This window comes from Pantoea phosphatilytica (assembly GCF_051025615.1).
In the GTDB taxonomy this organism is placed as follows: Bacteria; Pseudomonadota; Gammaproteobacteria; order Enterobacterales; family Enterobacteriaceae; genus Pantoea.
This window is the reverse complement of sequence record NZ_JBPFDF010000003.1, coordinates 246,739-266,349: the sequence shown is the minus strand read 5'-3', so window position 1 is coordinate 266,349 and position 19,611 is coordinate 246,739. Positions and strand designations below refer to the sequence as shown.

Here is a 19,611-nt window from a genome sequence, read left to right as displayed (position 1 = left end):
GAGATCGGGACTCAGCCCGACGCTGTGTGACTGACAACCTGGCCCGCGATATGCACCGGGGGCGTGGCTATTAGTCCCACCAGACGTCAAAGAGTTCCGTCATCTGCACATCCTGCAGCTTGTGCTCTTCCAGCCATTTGCGTACCAGCGCACGATGTTCTTCGGTGCATTTGCCGGTTTTCTGCAGGCAGACCAGACCTTCCCACACCAGATAGCCGCTGCCATCGAAGGCCAGACCATTAGGATCGATCGCTTCATTGATGAACTGGTTCAGCGTCTCATCGATTTCGCTTTCGCTGGTGCCTTCCGGGAAGCGCCAGGCAACCGAGAAACCCAGTTCCTGAAACTCGTCGATGTGCAGTTTTTTACGTAAACGGCGGCTGCGTTGTGTGGCCATTATTTCACCCTCTCAAACATTAAATCCCATACGCCGTGGCCTAAACGCTGCCCGCGCTGCTCAAACTTGGTCAGTGGACGCGTTTCAGGACGCGGCACGTAATTCTGTTGTTCTGACTGATTGCGATAGCCATCGATGCTGTTCATCACGTCAAGCATATGTTCGGCATAGGCTTCCCAGTCGGTCGCCATGTGGAACACGCCGCCCTTCTTCAGCTTGCGCATTACCAGCTCGGCGAAAGGCACCTGAACGATACGGCGCTTGTTGTGACGCGCTTTATGCCAGGGATCGGGGAAGAAGAGCTGAACCATGCGCAGCGAGTTATCCGGAATCATCTTCTCCAGCACTTCCACCGCGTCATGACACATGACCCGCAGGTTCTGCACACCGGCCTCTTTCGCAGAGGCCAGGCAGGCACCGACGCCCGGCGCATGCACTTCAATTCCCAGGAAGTTCTGGTGCGGCGTGTTCTGCGCCATCGTCACCAGCGAAGCGCCCATGCCAAAGCCGATCTCCAGCGTCACCGGGGCATCACGGCCAAACAGCTCGGTCAGATCGACAGGTTCCGGCTGGTATTCCACGCCCATAACCGGCCACAGGGTATCCAGCGCCTGCTGCTGGCCTTTTGTTAAGCGACCCTGGCGGCGCACAAAGCTGCGGATCCGGCGCAATGGCCGCCCGTTCTCATCAAATTCTGGGGTGATGACGTCATTAATCATGTAAAAGCCTGCTGGTTAGCCTGTTCCGGGAAACGGGCATTATGCAAAGTTCATAAGCAGAAGCAAGCCTTTGCAATCTTCCGGTTTACACCCAGGTGCGCATGTGCTGGAATTCCTGCCTGAGTGTAGAGTAAACACGGAAAATTTCCTTCTTATGATGCAAGCGCCGCAGTTCGCGCAACAGGTGCTGGACTGGTATCAGCGCTTCGGTCGCAAAACCCTGCCGTGGCAGCTGGAGAAGACACCTTACAAGGTGTGGCTCTCCGAAGTAATGCTCCAGCAGACCCAGGTTGCCACGGTTATCCCCTATTTTGAACGCTTTATGGCGCGTTTCCCCACGGTCACCGATCTGGCTGCGGCACCGCTGGACGAAGTGCTGCATCTCTGGACCGGCCTCGGCTACTACGCCCGTGCGCGTAATCTGCATAAAGCCGCAAAGCAGGTGGTCGAAGTTCATCACGGCGAGTTTCCGCAGAACTTTGAGGATGTCTCCGCCCTGCCCGGCGTTGGCCGCTCGACGGCAGGCGCGATCCTGTCGCTCTCCCTGGGTCAGCATTTTCCGATTCTGGATGGCAACGTTAAGCGCGTACTGGCGCGCTGCTACGCCGTCAGCGGCTGGCCGGGTAAAAAAGAGGTGGAGAAGCGGCTCTGGCAGATCAGCGAAGAGGTCACGCCCGCCAGAGGCGTCAGCCAGTTCAATCAGGCGATGATGGATCTGGGGGCGATCGTCTGTACCCGCTCGAAGCCGAAGTGCGAGATCTGCCCGCTGAACAGCGGCTGTGAGGCCTACGCCAGCAGCAGCTGGGCGAGCTATCCCGGCAGGAAGCCGAAGCAGGTGCTGCCGGAGCGCAGTGGCTGGTTCCTGATGATGCAGAATGGCGATGAGGTCTGGCTGGAGCAGCGTCCGCCGGTGGGGTTGTGGGGCGGTCTGTTCTGCTTCCCGCAGTTCACCACCGAAGCGGCCATGACCGACTGGCTGGCGGCGCGGGGCATCCATGCGAAACCGCAGCAGATGACCGCTTTCCGTCACACCTTCAGCCATTTCCATCTGGATATTGTTCCGATGTGGCTGGCATGGCCTTCTGCCGGGGCGGCGATGGATGAAGCAGGCGGTCTCTGGTATAACTTAGCGCTGCCACCATCTGTGGGATTAGCCGCACCCGTTGAGCGACTTTTGCACGAGCTGCGCCATCCCCGACAACTGGCTTTGAACAGTTGTGAGATTAATGAGGAAGAGTAATGAGCCGCACGATTTTTTGTACCTTTTTACAGCGCGACGCGGAAGGACAGGATTTTCAGCTCTACCCGGGCGATCTGGGTAAGCGTATTTATAATGAGATTTCCAAAGAAGCCTGGCAGAAGTGGATGGCCAAACAGACCATGTTGATCAACGAAAAGAAGCTCAACATGATGAATCCTGAGGATCGTAAAGTGCTGGAGAAGGAGATGGTTAATTTCCTGTTCGAAGGCAAGGACGTTCATATCGAAGGCTATACTCCGCCAGAAGCGTAAACATTCCGGGCCTCTTCAGTGAGGCCGGTTATCCAGGTCAGGCTTGCACTCCCAATGAATAAAAAATTAATCGCCTTATTGGTGATAGCTCCACTTTTGGTCTCCTGTTCCGGGTCGAAGCATCAGCAGTCTCACGAAGAGTGGGTAAAAGATACCAATGGCTTTGATATTCTGATGGGGCAGTTTGCTCACAATATTGAGAATATCTGGGGTATCAATGAGGTCCTGATTGCCGGACCAAAAGATTACGTCAAATACAGCGACAACTATTACACCCGCAGCCACATCAACTTTGAGAGCGGTAAGCTGACGATCGAAACGATCTCAGGCACCGATCCTATGGCCAGCCTGCGCCAGGCGATCGTAACCACCCTGTTGATTGGCGAAGATCCGGGCAATGTCGATCTCTACTCCGATGCCAACGACATCGAGATCAGTAAAGAGCCGCTGCTCTATGGTCAGGTACTGGACAACACCGGTCAGCCGATTCGCTGGCAGGGCCGCGCTGAAGCCTTTGCGGACTATCTGATCCAGCACAAACTGATGCGCCGCACGTCCGGTCTGCATGTGATTTACTCTATTTCGATTCCGATGGTGCCGAACCACCTCGACAAGCGTGCGCACAAATATCTGCCGATGGTGCGTAAAGCCGCCGAAGAGTATGGCGTCGATGCGTCGCTGATCCTGGCGATTATGCAGACCGAGTCGAGCTTTAACCCCTATGCGGTCAGTCACTCAGATGCGCTGGGCCTGATGCAGGTCGTGCAGCATACCGCCGGTGTGGATGTGTTCCGTATGAAGGGCAAATGGGGCAAGCCGAGCCGCAGCTATCTGCTGGATCCGGAGAATAATATCGACGCCGGTACGGCCTATCTGGCGCTGTTGCAGCGCAACTATCTGGGCGGCATTCAGGACCCCCTGTCACGCCGCTATGCAGTGATCACGGCTTATAACGGCGGGGCTGGCAGCGTGCTGCGCGTCTTCTCAAGCGATAAAGATCGGGCGTTTGCGATGATAAACAATATGTCACCGGGTAAGGTTTATCAGACCCTGACCAGTCAGCATCCGTCGGCGGAGTCGCGCCGTTATCTTTATAAGGTGAATACTGCGCAGAAGAGTTACAGAGGGTTCTGACTGGGGGTGTTTGCTGCGCAAACAGGCTGGGCTTCGCCTGGCAGTCGTTTTACCCTGTGCGGGTTTCGTTCGCCTGGTGGCTGGGGCAGTTTCAGGCCCGCTTCAGCAGGCGACCGACAAGGGGGCGCCAGTCGCCGCGCCCCCCTGACCCCGGGCTCCGGCCTGCATCACCGCCGCTTCGATTCTTCCGGGTTTCTCACGGACCGGCGGGACGCGCCATCCCTGGCGTGAGCCCGCCTCTTCGCGACATCCCTGTCGCTCGTCCTGAAATCCCTCATCCGCTCAGCGGCTCTGACGGCCTCCCTCCCCGCTGTAACTTCTTCTTTCTGTGTTGGGTACTTTATCGCTTCAGGTTCAGAGGATTAGCTCTGGCTCTGACTCTGGCTCTGACTCTGGCTCTGGCTCTGGCTCTGGCTTCCAGGCCAGCAGACGAGGCTGCATCGTAATAAACAAAAAGAATTCACAGGCGACAGTCTGACAGAGGCGTCCGCAGCGCCGGGGAACAACCGGAGGCCAGGATGAGCCGACAGGACGTCGGCGAAAGGACGGCACGCGCCAGGGATGGCGCGTCCGGACGGCCCGCAGGCCGCAGGGCGTGACGAGGGTACCGCACGAAGCGGGGCGCGAAGGCAGCCGGACGCCGGGATTGTTAAGGGGCGGGCGTCCGCCCCTTGACGCGTCCGCCCGCACGGGTGAACTGAAACTCCTTCTCGCCTGGCGGGCGAAACCCGCTCAGCGTAAATCCGCTGCCCGGCGAAACCATTGCCCCGTTCGCGCAGCGAACTCCCCTTCACCCGGCGGGCCGCTGCCCCGGCTTAAATCAGCCCGCCACCATCATATTCGCCACCAGATATTTCCGTCCCTGCTCATCCTCTTCGGTGTAAACACCCTGCAGCTCCGGCGAGAAGCCAGGCAGCAGATTCAGCCCCTCTTCCAGCGCCAGGAAATAGCGCTGCACCGCGCCGCCCCAGATCTCTCCCGGCACCACGCAGAGCACGCCCGGAGGATAAGGCAGCGCTCCTTCCGCCGCGATCCGCCCTTCCGCTTCGGCTATCGGCACCAGCTCCACCTCGCCGCGAATATAGGCCTGATGCGCATCCTGTGGATTCACCCTGACCGCCGGGAACTCTGCGGCGCGGAACATCAGGCGCTGCAGATCCTTCACATTGTGGCTGACGTAGAGATCGTGCATCTCCTGACAGAGACGCCGCAGGGTGTAACCCGCATAGCGTCCGGCATTTTTGCGGTAGAGGGTCGGCAGCACTTCGGCCAGCGGCGCATCCTCTTTAACGTGCTGCTCAAACTGCGCCAGCATCGCCACCAGATTGGCCATCTTCTCCGGACTCTCTGCGGGCGTCAGCAGGAACAGGATTGAATTGAGATCGCACTTCTCCGGCACGATGCCGTTCTCACGCAGGTAGTTCGCCAGGATCGTCGCCGGTATACCAAACTCACTATACTCACCGCTGGCCGCGTCGATGCCCGGCGTGGTCAGCAGCAGCTTACAGGGATCGACCCGATACTGATCGCGCGCATATCCGGCAAATCCGTGCCACTTCTCCTGCGGTTCAAAGCTGAAGTAACGCAGATCGCGGGCGATCGTCTCCGTCGGGGCATCCTGCCAGCGCTGTCCCGCTACCTTCTCCGGCACAAACGGCAGGATCATTTCGCAACGTTCCAGGATCGCTTTGCGCGCATCAATCCCCAGCCTGACGCACTCATCCCACATCCGACGCCCCGCTTCGCCCTGATGCATTCTGGCGTTGATATCCAGCGCGGCAAACAGCGGGTAAAACGGGCTGGTGGATGCGTGCAGCATAAATGCGTTATTCAGGCGCTTATGCGGGCAGAAGCGCCGCTGGCCACGGATGTGATTATCCTTTTTATGAATCTGCGACGTCTGCGAAAAACCGGCCAGCTGCTTGTGCACGGACTGCGTCACAAAGATGCCTGGATCGTTCTCATTCAGCTCCAGCGTCAGCGGTGAACAGCCCTCCATCAGCGGAATGAACTGCTCATAGCCGAGCCACGCGGAGTCGAACAGGATGTAGTCGCACAGGTGGCCGATGCGGTCCACCACCTGACGCGCGTTGTAAACCGTGCCGTCATAGGTGCCCAGCTGAATAATCGCCAGACGGAACGGCCTCTCTTCTCCGGCACGCTCGGGCGCTACCGCCGCAATCTGCCTGCGCAGATAAGCGTCATCAAAGCAGTGCGCATCAATGCCGCCAATAAAGCCAAAGGGATTACGCGCCGCTTCCAGATAAACCGGCGTCGCGCCCGCCTGAATCAGCGCACCATGATGATTCGACTTGTGATTGTTGCGGTCGAACAGCACCAGATCGCCCCGGGTCAGCAGCGCATTGGTAACAACCTTATTGGCGCTGGAGGTGCCGTTCAGCACAAAGTAGGTTTTGTCGGCGTTAAACACCTTCGCAGCATACTTCTGCGCATCTTTGGCGGAGCCTTCATGGATCAGCAGGTCGCCCAGCTTGACGTCGGCATTGCACATGTCCGAACGGAAAACGTTCTCGCCATAAAAGTCGAAGAACTGTTTGCCTGCCGGATGCTTTTTAAAGAACGCACCGCCCTGATGACCGGGACAGGCAAAGGTGCTGTTCTGCATATCGACATAGCGGCTCAGCGTCTCAAAGAACGGCGGCAGCAGCGCCGCTTCATACGCCTGCGCAGCCGCCTCCAGCGCCTGCCACGCCTCCGGCTCGCCATTCAGCTCACCGCTGACGCCGGGCAGGTGCATCACCTCCTCTTCAAAGGCGTTCGCGACAAAGACCGGCAGATTGAAGCCGGTGTGGCGCAGCAGGGCCAGTACACCGCTGCGGGTATCCGCCAGCGAGACGACAACCGCCGCCACATCGGTAAAGTCGGTGTTATCCAGCGTCACCACATCACGCGCGGTGTTCAGGGTCAGGCTGGGCGCAACGGCGGCGCTGGCAGCAATTTTCAGTGGAGTCATAGCGAATCCCCAACGTCAGGGAGAAGTGCCTGCGGCACAATTATGGGGACGGTGCCCCGGCGAATAATGAACGTTCGGCAGGCATTACGCAGCGGGTGAAGGGTGCTTCACCGCCACCGCCTGACGGACTCACCGCATGGTCAGTAACGGAGAGATCGGGAAAGAGAAAAGCCCGCAGTGCGCCGGAAAACGCGAACGGTAAGACGGGCGGATGCGCGGTAAACCGGACATGGCGACGTCCTCGATGGTGAAGAAGCAGGGTCAAAAAAGTGGCGCTCATCATGTCATCTTTTTTAAGCACCGACAAGCCAGAGACGGGAATTGTTCATTCATTGATTTAAAACTCAACCTTATGATTTATATAATATAATTCAAACAACAGCCTTTTCAGGCGCGATTAATTATATGAAATATATGCAGATTTATGCACTTCTGCCTGCCAGCGTTAAACGCGTATTTTCCAGGCCGTCGCTCTGCTGGCCCGCACACGCACCCCGTGCCCTACCGCATTGCGACCGCCTGGCGTAGACTTAGCCTCTCTTTTCCACTCTGCCGGAGGCTGCATGTTCAAGGCACTGGTCATTGAAAATGACGAACAGGGTTACCGTTCTCTGCTGAAAGATCTTCCCGAATCCCAACTGCCCGACCACGATGTCACGCTCGACGTCAGCTACTCATCCCTGAACTACAAAGATGCCCTCGCGATCTGCAATAAAGGCCCGATCGTGCGCCAGTTTCCGATGGTGCCGGGTATCGATTTTGTTGGCCGGGTGACGGCCAGCCGCCATCCTGACTGGAAAGAGGATGATGTGGCGCTGCTGACGGGCTGGGGCGTCGGTGAAAAACAGTGGGGCGGCCTGGCGCAGAAAGCCAGCGTCAGTGGTGACTGGCTGGTGAAGCTGCCCGCCACGCTGAGTCCGTTGCAGACGATGGCGATCGGCACGGCGGGCCTGACCGCGATGCTCTGTGTGATGGCGCTGGAAAAGCAGGGCATCACGCCGGAACGGGGGCCGGTGCTGGTGACCGGCGCCAGCGGCGGCGTCGGCAGCTATAGCGTCAGCCTGCTGGCGCGTCTGGGCTATGAGGTCACGGCGTCGAGCGGACGCGCCAGCGACCACGGCTGGTTAATCGACACTCTGGGCGCAACCTCGGTGATGGATCGTGAAGAGCTCTCACAGCCCGGCAAACCGCTGGTTAAAGAGCAGTGGGCCGCCGCCATCGACAGCGTCGGCAGCCACACGCTGGCGAATGTCCTGGCCGCCACCCGGCGGGACGGCGTGGTCGCAGCCTGCGGCATGGCCCAGGGGCTCGACCTGCCAGCCAGCGTCGCGCCCTTTATCCTGCGTGGCGTGACCCTGGCCGGTGTCGATAGCGTGATGTGTCCGAAACCGCTTCGCCAGCAGGCGTGGCAGCGCCTCGGTGAGTTGCTGGATAGCGAACGGCTCAGCAGGCTGAGCCGGGTGATCCCGCTGAGCGAAGCCAGAGAGGGCGCGCAGGCTCTGCTGGAGGGCCGTGTGCAGGGTCGGCTGATCGTCGACTGTCGCTGAATCCAGAAAGGTGCGGTGCGCGCCTCTAGCGGGCGGCCCGCCGTAACCGTTTGATCAGCCCCTGCAGCGCGAACTCTGTGCCCTGCTCCATCACGGATTTTGGATCGCCGCTGAACTGGTGGCACTCCGCCTCATCCGTGCCATCCGGCAGCATCCAGCCGAACCAGATGGTGCCCGCCGGGGTACCATCGTCTCCGCCATCCGGCCCGGCATAGCCGGTAATCGATAATCCCACCGGTTCACCCGAACGGGCGCAGGCCCCCTGCACCATCTCCCTCGCCGTCTGTTCGCTTACCGCCGTATGCTGCTTCAGCGTGTCGGGATGTACTCCCAGCAGGCGGATTTTGGCGTTTTCGCTGTAGGTCACAAAGCCGCTGGTGTAAAAGTCGCCGCTGCTCTCTACTGCAGCCAGCGTCATGCTGATCAGCCCGGCGGTGCAGGATTCAGCGGTGGTCAGATGCCATCCGGAAGCGAGTAAAATTTTACCCAGTTGTTCAGCGGTCTGATCAAGTGATGTCGCCATAGTGGTCTCCTCAGTCTGTCAGGCACTCCAGGTATAGCGCAAAATCGGCAATTAAAAGCGCGCAAAGCAATGTTTTTAAAAGCGAAACGGCCAGAAATCAGGGTTGAATATCAGGCGGGTTACACTTAGCATGACCCTGAGGATCGGGCTGAGCGCGCCGTGGCAGAGGCTGTCCGGCAGCGCGTACACGCGGCCGCGCGGCCTCTCCGCAGGCAGGCGGGAAGCTGCGTCAATCGCTGAAAAACGGGTCGCAGAGGCGCGCAGCCACGGATTAGTTGTTACTCTTCGCCTTCCTGCCTGCCGGCAGCATAAAAAAGCACGCGGTCAACGCGGCACCAGGCATGAGCACCATGCCGACGATCCAGACTTTTTACCCGCCTCTATGCCCTCTGGCAGGTTTAACGGGATAACTCACCACAGCGCACAGATTTTTAACCCGAATGCATCTGCATTTATTAATACATAAAGGAAGAGAGTGATGGCGCAAAAACCGGTGGTTGTTATTCATTACTGTATGCAGTGCAACTGGCTGATGCGGTCAGCGTGGATGGCACAGGAGCTTCTGCACACTTTTGCGGAGGATCTGGCGGAAGTGACACTGAAACCGGGCACCGGCGGTGTCTTTGAAATTACGCTGGATGAGCATCTGTTGTGGGAACGTAAGCGCGATGGCGGCTTCCCCGACGCGACCACGCTGAAGCAGCGCGTGCGCGACATCTGCTTCCCGGACCGCACGCTGGGTCATATCGACAAGCACAAAACGGAAATCAGCTAAGGGCTATTCGCTGCCGGTGATTTTCTCTGCCGCGTCATGCAGCGCCTGAATCAGCGTTTGCAGCGCGGCGTCTGAGATATCTTCCTGCGCCAGCCGCCGATTCAGCGCGACCTTCAGCCCGTGAATCGCCTGCTCCACGGCAGGAATGCTGCGGTTGTTGACCAGCACCGCCAGTGAAGAGAGCCGCGCAATCAGGCTGAGAACCATTTCACGCTGTTCGGCCAGCTGCGCCCTGCCTGCGGGCGTCAGGCGATAGGCTTTGCGTGTGGCCTGCGCATCCACCACCTGAATCGCCTCCATCTCCTCCAGCAGCGTCAGATTGGGATAGATAATTCCCGGACTCGGTGAATACTCTCCCTTTGACAGCTCCTCAACCGACTTAATCAGCTCATAGCCGTGCGCCGCACGCTGTTCCAGAAAGTGCAGCATCAGCAGGCGGATCTCACTCGCTTCCAGCATTTTTTCACGTCGTTTACGACGCCCGCCGCAGCCAGCCTGCGCGTCAGAGGAAGTGGAAGTCGGATACGGTTTCATGGCCTGCCCTGCGGAGAAAAAGGAGGTTGATGGTAGTTCGCCGCCTGACAAAACTCAATTGCCGTAACCGCCTACTTCGCGTGCCAGTAGGCCACCGCCCGCACGAAGCGGCTGTCGAGGCCGCGCTGCAGCGTGAAGTAGTCCGAGAGGGCTTTCACCGCCTCCCCCTCGCCGGTCAGCCAGATAAAGTAATCCTCTGCCGGCAGCGCGATCGCATCCAGCCGGGCCATCAGTTCGCTGATCTGCGCCTTCTGCATCTGACCGCTGCCGAGCCAGTGTGCTGTGAGGTTATCCGTCTCCGACAGATAGTCGCGGCCCGTCGCGCTATCGGTAAAGGCGTAAAGATGCAGCGCCTGCGCCTGAACGTCACGCTGACGACGCGCAAAGGCAGGCAGACCGGTTTCATCGCAGACGCAGAGCTGGAAGGCATAATCGGTCGGCACCACCAGCGAACCGCGCGGCCCGCCGATAATCAGCCGATCGCCCGGCTGTGCCCGCGTTGCCCAGTCACTGGCTACACCCTGCTGGTGAATATAGAAGTCCAGGGTCAGTGAAGACTCACCATCAAACGCCAGCGGCGTGTAGTCCCGCGCCTGGGGATGCTGCCCCTCCGGCCAGACAATCCCCTCTTCCGTGATTTGCGGCAGAGCGAGTGGCGTATCGTCAGCCGGGAAGAAGACTTTGATGTGATCGTCAAAGCCTGGCGAGGTAAAGCCCGCCAGATCGCTGCCGCTGAAGCGGATGCGCCAGAAATGACCGGCGACCCGCGTTTTACTGACCACTTCAATATGACGGAAACGTAATTCATTACGGACGCGCTGCGGCGTGCGTGGGTTCGCTGATAAAGGCAAAGTGTCTCTCCCGGAAACCGGTGTGCCCGCAGGCCGGGGCGCGCCGGAGTTAAATAACAATCATTCGCATCTGAAGCCAGAAGATTAGCTATGATATATCTTCAGCACAAGAACGAAAAATGCGATCGGCCGGGATAAGATATATTTTACGCGACGGACGCGAGGCGTCATCCAGCGCAGGAGCGACAGAGAAAAGAGAGGCAGGAAGAGCGTCGTAGCCAGCAGAAAAGTCAGACAGATAGAGCAGGTGAAAAGGAGCCAGGCGTCGGATTGCGTAAGCGCGTCCGGCTGCTGCTGAGCCGGACACGGTTGTGCGCCGCAGATGTTGGCAGCGCAGCCACGCTTACAGCATGTCGTTAAATCCGGAGAGAGAAGAGTGGGAAGTGGTGTGCGCCGGCAGCTCCCCGTCGCCCAGAATTTCATGCTGAGAGCTTTGAGCATGCGGATGCAGTCCGTCAGGCGGTGAGAAAGGCTCAGCCTGCTGCGCCACTGCCATAACAGGCAATGCCAGAATAAGTGAAATCAATAAGCGTCGCATAGTGGTCTTCGGTTGTCGTTCTGGCCGGAAACGGCCTGAAATGCAGATGAATATTCCAGCCTCATCACAGATGCACGATGATTAAGGTATGATGAGGTTTCGGAGGAGGATTTTACGCCAGTCGGGCGCGTTATTTTATAAAATCGTGCGGTTTGTCACGGTATACCGCACGAAAGATGAATGAGCCATTCCCCTGCCCGGCTGCTTACGCCTGCGTCACCGGAATGGAAAAGACGCCGCTCAGCCAGTCGGCTCTGCAGTGCGCGAAATCGAGTCGCAGCAGATCTTTGCCCGGACGGCGCGACACGCCCAGCGCGGGCAGATGCTGATAGTAGATATCTTCGATAAAGCGCGTCAGCTGCTCCGGTTTGCCGCTCCAGCGGATCGACGCGTAGAGGCCGCACTCCTCGTGCCAGCGGGTGGTCTCTCCCAGCAGCCCGGCATGCTGCGGCTCCAGCGCCTGAAACAGGCTGATATTCTGCTGGTCGGCAGAGCTGTAGCCTGGGCCATACTGAAAACCCAGCCAGCCCTGCGTCACCCTGCTGCCCGCCAGCGCGACGAGCTGCCGCGCCTGACTGGCGACCCGGTGGTCGCGATCGGCGATGTAATCTCCAAACTTACACTCCCACTCCAGCGTCTCACCGCACAGAGGCAACGCTTCCTCGCGCTCCACCAGCGTTGCGCGCTCGGCCAGGGTTCGCACCAGGATGCGACCATGAAAGTTCTTTACCGGCAGATGGGGAATGCGGCGAAACGCGCCAGGCGTCAGCGAAAAGTGACCTTTAAAAACCCGGGTAAAGTTTTGCTGATTATCAAAGCCAAAACGAACGGCGATATCGATCAGCGTCATGCGCGTCAGTCGCAACGCCATCGCCGCCATCGTCAGACGCCGTTTGCGGGTATAGGCCGCCAGCGTCTGCCCGGTCATCTCTTTGAACATGCGCTGCATGTGCCACTTGGAATACCCGGACTTGAGGGTGATTTGATCGATATTGAGGTCGTCGGTGAGATTGGCTTCTATCCACTCAACCAGATCGTTGATGTGCTGTTTTTTAATGGCCTGAGTGAGCATGATGGCAAGTTACGGTGCAGTTTAGCGCTGGAATTTTCGGCACAAGAGAATAGCAAAAATCGCCATTCGCCATAAGATGAGAGGTGCGATAAACCGCGATTTCAGCGGCATACCGCATTAATTGCTTAGGTTACTAATTAAAAAAGGCTGACCCGCGTCAGCCTTTCACGTAACACTACCCGGCGTGACGGGCGCACCTCAGAGTGAGGAGCAGGCCGCCCGCACCGGGCATATCGCAGAGAGCGCCCCTGCAAAAGGATCGGCTCTCTGCTGCCTGCGACTAATGGCTGCGCATGCCCGCTGCCGTCATCATCATACGGAACAGCGAGGCAACAACGCCCAGCGCCAGTACGCTGGCGGCATAGATAACGACCAGCCACATCACACGCTTCCACCAGGGGGCTTTCGTTTCGTCCTTGTGGTCTTTCATGCTGCTGAGGCTTTTCATATCAATGGTATCCTGCGTCTGCTTTGATTTTTCCACGGAACACGTAGTAGCTCCAGAAGGTGTAGCCCAGGATCATCGGGATAATCAGCAGGCTACCGACCAGCATAAAGGCCTGGCTCTGCGGCGGTGAGGCCGCATCCCAGATTGTGACCGATGGCGGAATAATGTTTGGCCAGACGCTGATACCCAGTCCGGAGAAGCCCAGGAAGATCAGGGCCAGCGTCAGCAGGAACGGCGAATAGTGCGCCTCGCGCTTGATGGCGCGCACAATTCCCCACGAGCAGAGCAGCACCAGCACCGGAACCGGCAGGAACAGGAACAGGTTTGGCCGGCTGAACCAGCGATGGGCGATGTCCGCGTGTGAGAACGGCGTCCACAGGCTGACGATACCGATGATCACTAACAGCGCGATGACCAGCGGCGTCGCCAGCGCGGACATCTTACGGTGCAGCTCATTTTCGGTCTTCATAATAAGCCAGGTGCAGCCCAGCAACGCATAGGCGACGACCAGACCCAGGCCGCAGAACAGCGGGAACGGCGCCAGCCAGTCCATGGCCGAACCGGCGAAGCGACGGCCCTCAACCGGGATGCCATCCAGGAAAGCGCCGACCGCCACCCCCTGACTGAAGGTCGCGATGACCGAACCCGCAATAAAGGATTTGTCCCAGAATGCCCGGTGGCCTTCAACCGCCTTGAAGCGGAACTCAAAGGCGACACCACGAAAAATCAGGCCAATCAGCATGGCGGTCAGCGGAATCGACAGCGCGTCGGTGATCACCGCGTAGGCCAGCGGAAACGCACCAAACAGGCCCGCGCCGCCCAGCACCAGCCAGGTTTCGTTGCCATCCCAGACCGGCGCGACGGTGTTCACCATCATGTCGCGCTCACCGGCATCTTTATTGAACGGGAACAGCAGACCAATCCCCAGGTCGAAGCCATCCATCACGATATACATCAGGGTTGCGAAGACGATAATCACAAACCAGATTACGGAAAAATCGATCATCTTAGTGCTCTCCATCCTTAAAGGTGGCAGCGGAAAGCGGACGTGCCGGGGTTTTCTTCTGACCGGGCCCGCCCTCTTCGGTAACGTGACCTTCGCCGACAACCGGTCCCTGCTTAATCAGGCGCATCATATAGTGATACCCCACGCCAAATACCGAGCTGTAAACCAGAATAAAGGCCAGCAGACTGATGCTCATGTGCATGTCGCCATGCGCGGAGACCGCATCAACCGTTCGCTGTACGCCATAGACGACCCACGGCTGACGACCAATCTCTGTCGTGAACCAGCCCGCCAGAATCGCAATCAGACCCGATGGCCCCATCAGCAGCGCAAACCACAGGAAAGGACGCGACTCATAGAGGCGGCCTTTAACGCGCAGCCACAGGCTGACCACACCCAGCGTAATCATCAGCAGGCCCAGCGCCACCATTACGCGGAAGGACCAGAAAATGACCGTTGAGTTCGGCCGATCCTCTTTCGGGAACGACTTCAGTGCCGGCACCTGCTTATCCAGACTGTGCGTCAGGATCAGGCTGCCGAGATAAGGCACTTCCAGCGCATATTTGGTCCGCTCCTGCTCCATATCGGGGATGCCGAACAGGATCAGCGGCGTCGCTTCGCCCGGCGGGTTTTCCCAGTGTCCTTCGATCGCCGCGATTTTGGCTGGCTGATGCTCCAGGGTGTTCAGACCGTGCGCATCACCAATCATCGCCTGAATCGGGGCGACAATCAGGGCCATCCACAGCGCCATGGAAAACATCTTGCGGATAGCCGGATTATTGTTGCCCTTCAGCAGATGCCAGGCCGCCGACGATCCCACAAAGAAGGCGCTCGCCAGGAAGGCCGCCACCGACATATGGAACAGGCGGTAAGGGAATGAGGGGTTAAAGACGATTTTCAGCCAGTCCTGCGGAACCACCACGCCGTTCTGGATCAGATAACCCTGCGGGGTGTGCATCCAGCTGTTGGATGCCAGGATCCAGAAAGTGGAGATCAGCGTGCCCAGGGCGACCATGCAGGTGGCAAAGAAGTGCAGACCCGGACCGACGCGATTCCAGCCGAACAGCATCACGCCCAGGAAGCCCGCTTCCAGGAAGAACGCCGTCAGTACTTCATAGGTCAGCAGCGGACCGGTGATACTGCCCGCAAACTCCGAGAAGCCGCTCCAGTTGGTGCCGAACTGATAGGCCATGACCAGCCCGGAGACCACACCCATGCCGAAGTTAACGGCAAAGATTTTCGACCAGAAGTGGTAGAGATCGCGATAGGTCTGATCGCGGGTTTTGAGCCACATACCTTCGAGGACGGCCAGGAAGCTGGCGAGACCGATGGTGATGGCGGGAAAGATAATATGGAAGGAAACAGTAAAGGCGAACTGTATCCTGGCCAGATGAAAGGCATCTAATCCGAACATTGCTTACCTCTTTGCCACATAGATTTGCCACATAGAACACCATGTATTTACTTATAATTAACAACTTAAGCCTGATACGCGACTTCTCTGCGCTTATTGAAATTCCCGCCGCAAATTTAGAACTATTCGCGGCGAGGAAACAGAAACAGTGGGGTTAATGAAAACTATAACAGTCTTTTTTGATTTTGATCATTGTTTTTAGCAGGAATTATCTATTTAAAAATAAGGCTTAAAGGTTAACCACAGGGTGTTTTTGTGTCATTAATGTTACGGTATTTGCCGCATTAAAAAGCGGGCCGGCGAACACAAATTCCGCCTGAAAAAGGGTCTCAACGGCCTGTTTTCAGACACTATTTTGCTGATCACACTGACCACGCGGGCCGAAAAGTGACGCAGAAAACATGAAATCATCTTATTTCTTAACAGGTTAAACCTGAAAACAGCCGTCTCTGCCGCTTTGTTTTATTTTTGGTTTTACTCCGGCAGATCCCGTCGGGGATTCTGACAAAATAAACGGCGGAGCCGGGAATTAAGAGGCCGCAGGAATGTTAATAAAATGAGTCAAAATTTACGGATGAATTAACAATGAAAGCCAGGCCGCAGATTATTGCTGGCCCGGACCGGATAAATCGATTTAATTAGCGGCAATAAGTTGGGAGGCCGGCTGGGTTATTTGCGCCACCCTGCCGGTGGCGCGGTGGCGGTGCAGAAATGCGCTGGGCCGAAAAGCAGAATTGCAGATTAAAAAATGCCGGTGTCGTCACATTCTGACCACCAGCGCGGAAATTCAGGCTGCCGGAAGGCTGCCGCGCTGCGCCAGAATCCGGCCCAGATTCTCTTCCAGCCAGTCCGCCAGCCCCACGACCTGCTCCCCGACCTCGCGACCGAGCGGTGTCAGGCGATACTCAACGTGCGGCGGCACCACATCAAAAGCGATGCGCTGCACAAAACCATCCTCCTCCAGGTAACGCAGGTTCTGCGCCAGCATCCGTTCGCTGACGCCGCCGACGGCCCGGCGCAGCGCGCTGAAGCGCAGCGTCTGGTCCTGCAGCGCCAGCAGAATCAGTACGCTCCAGCGGCTGGTGACCCGCTTCAGGACGTCACGCGAGGGGCAATCAACGTTAAGCAGTTCGCCACGAATAAATTTTTCACTCAGTTTTTCAGCCATTTACTCTGCCTTTCCCATACTAACAATTCTGTAAGTACTTACTTAAAGTTAGTTTATCCCCTAGTCTGAATTTCACCAACAGCCACAGGAGAAAGATCATGATTGCAGTGACAGGCGCAACCGGCCAGCTCGGCCGTAAGGTGATTGCAGCACTACTGAAGAAAGTTCCGGCAGAGACGATCGTCGCCGCGGTGCGTACGCCCGCCAGAGCCGCCGATCTGGCCGCACAGGGCGTCATCGTCCGCCAGGCCGACTACGGCCAGCCAGAGACGCTGGAGGCCGCTTTTGCCGGTGTGGAAAAACTGCTGCTGATCTCCGGCAGTGAAGTCGGCCAGCGTGAAGCGCAGCACAGGGCAGTCATTGCGGCCGCCCGCGCCGCTGGCGTGCGCTTTATCGCCTACACCAGCCTGCTGCATGCGGATACCTCGCCGCTGGGCCTGGCGCTGGAGCACCGCGCCACGGAAGCGCTGCTGAGAGATTCAGGCATTCCGTTCGCTCTGCTGCGCAACGGCTGGTACACCGAGAACTACGCCGCCAGCATTCCGCCAGCGCTGGCACACCATGCATTTATCGGCGCGGCGGGCACAGGCCGCATCGCCTCGGCTGCGCGTCAGGATTACGCGGATGCCGCGGCGGAAGTGATGACCCGGCCGGACCAGGCCGGGAAAGTCTATGAGCTGGCCGGTGACGACAGTTATACGCTAGCGGCGTTTGCGGCCGAAATCGCCGCGCAGAGTGGTGAAAAGGTCGATTACGTGAATCTTTCCCAGGCTGAGTTTGCGGCCGCGCTGAAAAGCGCCGGATTGCCGGAAGGCCTGGCAGAGATGCTGGCTGACTCCGATGCAGGTGCAGAGAAAGGCGCGCTTTTCAGTGATTCCCGTCAGTTGAGCAGCCTGACCGGCCGTCCGACGACCACGTGGCAGGCGGTGATCCGCGCTGCGCTGGCGAAGGCCTGATGCGCCAGATGCTGAGCGGGAGCCCCTCCCGCTCAGCGCCGCCGTCCGCCCCGCTTTCCCGTTGCGTATGCCATTTTTTGTCCCCTTTCCGGCCCGGGATTCTGTGTCAGAATGTTAACAGACGTCGATTTTCTTCAGGTTAATTTTTTAAATTCAGGCCGCTAAGAGATTCATCCGAAATGTGTTTTTGGTGAACAGCGCTATATTTGGTTGAATTGACTGAAATTTATTAAAAAACCTCGATTAATAGACAATTTTTATTACGTTCATAGATATTCTGCATTGTTGTTCCGCAGGTCGGGGAGGCTATAATTTGTCCTTTGTGCAACCCCGACCGCTCAGGAGGCCGCTATTAATACTTATCGCCAGCAACAGAATGCACTTGAAGAGGTTCGTGCCGGGGCGGAAGTTGAGTATCAATACGATCCCCATGAACTGAAACTGGAGCGCATGCAGGATTCCGAACCGGAGCCGGAGCTGATTGAAGGCCTGCCTGCCCCGGATGCGCTCACGCCTGCCGATCGTTATCTGGAACTGTTTGAACATGTCCAGATGTCGCGGATCTTCGAGGACAGCAAAACCTTCCCCGACTGTTCGCCAAAGTACGATCCGCTGGATGTGCTGATGCGCTATCGTCGTCAGAAACGCAGCAGTGACTTCGACCTGTCGCGTTTTGTCGCCGATCACTTTTATCTGCCTGGCGTAAACGAAAGCTTTTATGTCTCCAACCCGGATAAAACGCTCAACGAGCATATCGATGATCTGTGGCCGGTCCTGACCAAAATGCCGCAGCAGCATATGCCGCACTCATCGCTGCTGCCGCTGCCGAAACCCTATGTGGTGCCGGGCGGCCGCTTTGGCGAAACCTACTACTGGGACTCTTATTTCACCATGCTCGGCCTGGCGGAGTCGGGCCGTGACGATCTGCTGCGTCACATGGCGGATAACTTCGCCTGGCTGATCGACAACTACGGTCATGTGCCCAACGGCAACCGGACCTACTACCTCAGCCGCTCGCAGCCGCCGGTCTTTGCGCTGATGGTCGAGCTGTTCGAAGAGGATGGCGTGCGCGGGGCGAAACGCTATCAGGAACAGCTGATGAAGGAGTATCAGTTCTGGATGGATGGCGCCGGGTCGCTGATGCCTAATCAGGCCTATCGCCATGTCGTGCGGATGCCGAACGGTTCGCTGCTGAACCGCTACTGGGACGACCGCGATACGCCGCGCGATGAGTCGTGGATGGAAGATGTGGAAACCGCCCGCGAATCGAAACGTCCGGCCAGCGAGGTCTATCGCGACCTGCGTGCGGGCGCGGAATCGGGCTGGGATTACTCCTCGCGCTGGCTGCGTAACCCGAAACGGCTGTCGAGCATTCGCACCACACAATTTATTCCTATCGATCTGAATGCGTTCCTGTACAAGCTGGAGCTGATGATCGCCACCCTGTCGCACGCCAAGGGCGAAGAGCTGACCGCGCTGGCGTGGCAGAAAAAGGCCGAAGCGCGTAAACGTGCGATCACCCGCTATCTGTGGGACAGCACCGCTGGCGTCTTCCGCGACTACGACTGGCGGCGTGAGCGTTTCGGTGCCTTTACCGTGGCGTCGGTGGTTCCGCTGTTTGTCGGGCTGGCAACGCCGCATCAGGCGCACCTGCAGGCGATCTCCCTGCGTCACCTGCTGCTGAGCAATGGCGGCCTGCTGACCTCGATGGTAGAGAGCGGCGAACAGTGGGATCGGCCCAACGGCTGGGCACCGATGCAGTGGATGGCGATCGTCGGCCTGAACAACTACGGTGAAGAGACGCTGGCGACGGAAGTGGCGGTGAACTGGCTTAATACCGTGAATAACTTCTACCAGCTGCACCATAAGCTGGTCGAGAAGTATGACATCAGCGGCGAACGCGCCCGTCCGGGCGGCGGGGGCGAATATCCGCTCCAGGATGGTTTTGGCTGGACCAACGGCGTCACGCGTAAGCTGATGACGATGTATGGCCATCTGATGGCGGACTGAGTCCGTCACACCAGCAACGCAAAAAGCCGGGTT

Annotated in this window: 18 protein-coding genes; 7 read left to right on the top strand and 11 right to left on the bottom strand. The window is 58.1% G+C overall.

Annotated elements, in window-relative coordinates:
* Nucleotides 1-70: 70 nt before the first annotated feature.
* Nucleotides 71-397 (bottom strand): YggL family protein, encoded by a 327-nt coding sequence (locus ACR6AS_RS13900; RefSeq protein WP_111140734.1) that lies wholly within the window; start codon nt 395-397, stop codon nt 71-73.
* Nucleotides 397-1,116, bottom strand: a complete 720-nt coding sequence (trmB, locus tag ACR6AS_RS13895) for a tRNA (guanosine(46)-N7)-methyltransferase TrmB (protein ID WP_111140735.1) — start codon at nt 1,114-1,116, stop codon at nt 397-399. The genes ACR6AS_RS13900 and trmB overlap by 1 nt, the downstream gene beginning before the upstream one ends.
* 154 nt (nt 1,117-1,270) lie before the next feature.
* On the opposite strand from trmB, the gene mutY reads away from it, so the two are divergent.
* From mutY to mltC, 3 genes are read left to right on the top strand one after another with little or no spacing between them, the layout of a single operon-like run.
* Entirely contained in the window at nt 1,271-2,356 is a 1,086-nt protein-coding gene (mutY, locus tag ACR6AS_RS13890) for an A/G-specific adenine glycosylase (RefSeq protein WP_111140736.1), read from the top strand.
* Nucleotides 2,356-2,628, top strand: a complete 273-nt coding sequence (locus tag ACR6AS_RS13885) for an oxidative damage protection protein (RefSeq protein ID WP_009087157.1) — start codon at nt 2,356-2,358, stop codon at nt 2,626-2,628. The genes mutY and ACR6AS_RS13885 overlap by 1 nt, the downstream gene beginning before the upstream one ends.
* Before the next feature lie 54 nt (nt 2,629-2,682).
* Nucleotides 2,683-3,762, top strand: a complete 1,080-nt coding sequence (gene mltC / locus ACR6AS_RS13880; protein ID WP_111140737.1) for a membrane-bound lytic murein transglycosylase MltC — start codon at nt 2,683-2,685, stop codon at nt 3,760-3,762.
* Nucleotides 3,763-4,582: 820 nt separating this feature from the next.
* Here mltC and ACR6AS_RS13875 read toward each other — a convergent pair.
* On the bottom strand, nt 4,583-6,736 hold the full coding sequence (locus ACR6AS_RS13875; RefSeq protein ID WP_111140738.1) for an ornithine decarboxylase: 2,154 nt from the start codon (nt 6,734-6,736) through the stop codon (nt 4,583-4,585).
* Between the two features lie 563 nt (nt 6,737-7,299).
* Here ACR6AS_RS13875 and acuI point away from each other — a divergent pair.
* Complete coding sequence (acuI, locus tag ACR6AS_RS13870) at nt 7,300-8,283, top strand: acrylyl-CoA reductase (NADPH) (RefSeq protein WP_111140739.1); 984 nt, start codon at nt 7,300-7,302, stop codon at nt 8,281-8,283.
* Nucleotides 8,284-8,308: 25 nt separating this feature from the next.
* Here acuI and ACR6AS_RS13865 read toward each other — a convergent pair whose 3' ends face one another.
* Nucleotides 8,309-8,806 (bottom strand): CinA family protein, encoded by a 498-nt coding sequence (locus tag ACR6AS_RS13865; protein ID WP_111140740.1) that lies wholly within the window; start codon nt 8,804-8,806, stop codon nt 8,309-8,311.
* A gap of 478 nt (nt 8,807-9,284) precedes the next feature.
* Between ACR6AS_RS13865 and ACR6AS_RS13860 the strand changes: the two genes are divergently transcribed.
* The gene (locus ACR6AS_RS13860) at nt 9,285-9,581 is read left to right on the top strand and encodes an Rdx family protein (RefSeq protein ID WP_111140741.1); all 297 of its coding nucleotides are present in this window, start codon (nt 9,285-9,287) and stop codon (nt 9,579-9,581) included.
* A gap of 3 nt (nt 9,582-9,584) precedes the next feature.
* On the opposite strand, the gene ACR6AS_RS13855 is transcribed toward ACR6AS_RS13860, so the two are convergent.
* The 7 genes from ACR6AS_RS13855 to ACR6AS_RS13825 form a co-directional block, all read right to left on the bottom strand.
* Nucleotides 9,585-10,115, bottom strand: coding sequence for a PadR family transcriptional regulator (locus tag ACR6AS_RS13855; protein WP_367395820.1), 531 nt, complete (start codon nt 10,113-10,115; stop codon nt 9,585-9,587).
* A 71-nt stretch (nt 10,116-10,186) separates the two neighbouring features.
* Nucleotides 10,187-10,966, bottom strand: a complete 780-nt coding sequence (locus tag ACR6AS_RS13850; RefSeq protein WP_434162554.1) for a siderophore-interacting protein — start codon at nt 10,964-10,966, stop codon at nt 10,187-10,189.
* Between the two features lie 743 nt (nt 10,967-11,709).
* Nucleotides 11,710-12,576 carry a helix-turn-helix domain-containing protein gene (locus ACR6AS_RS13845; protein WP_111140745.1) on the bottom strand — a complete coding sequence of 289 codons (867 nt, stop codon included), beginning with the start codon at nt 12,574-12,576 and terminating at the stop codon, nt 11,710-11,712.
* A gap of 280 nt (nt 12,577-12,856) precedes the next feature.
* The gene (locus ACR6AS_RS13840) at nt 12,857-13,024 is read right to left on the bottom strand and encodes a DUF2474 domain-containing protein (RefSeq protein ID WP_111140746.1); all 168 of its coding nucleotides are present in this window, start codon (nt 13,022-13,024) and stop codon (nt 12,857-12,859) included.
* A 1-nt stretch (nt 13,025) separates the two neighbouring features.
* Nucleotides 13,026-14,030, bottom strand: a complete 1,005-nt coding sequence (gene cydB / locus ACR6AS_RS13835; RefSeq protein ID WP_111140747.1) for a cytochrome d ubiquinol oxidase subunit II — start codon at nt 14,028-14,030, stop codon at nt 13,026-13,028.
* A gap of 1 nt (nt 14,031) precedes the next feature.
* A complete protein-coding gene (locus ACR6AS_RS13830) occupies nt 14,032-15,444 on the bottom strand; it encodes a cytochrome ubiquinol oxidase subunit I (protein ID WP_293774568.1) in 1,413 nt (470 codons plus the stop codon).
* A gap of 787 nt (nt 15,445-16,231) precedes the next feature.
* The gene (locus ACR6AS_RS13825; protein WP_111140749.1) at nt 16,232-16,612 is read right to left on the bottom strand and encodes a winged helix-turn-helix transcriptional regulator; all 381 of its coding nucleotides are present in this window, start codon (nt 16,610-16,612) and stop codon (nt 16,232-16,234) included.
* Nucleotides 16,613-16,710: 98 nt separating this feature from the next.
* On the opposite strand from ACR6AS_RS13825, the gene ACR6AS_RS13820 reads away from it, so the two are divergent.
* Nucleotides 16,711-17,568, top strand: a complete 858-nt coding sequence (locus ACR6AS_RS13820) for an SDR family oxidoreductase (protein ID WP_418803435.1) — start codon at nt 16,711-16,713, stop codon at nt 17,566-17,568.
* 351 nt (nt 17,569-17,919) lie between these two features.
* Nucleotides 17,920-19,578, top strand: a complete 1,659-nt coding sequence (gene treF, locus ACR6AS_RS13815) for an alpha,alpha-trehalase TreF (RefSeq protein WP_111140751.1) — start codon at nt 17,920-17,922, stop codon at nt 19,576-19,578.
* The last annotated feature ends 33 nt before the right edge of the window (nt 19,579-19,611 follow it).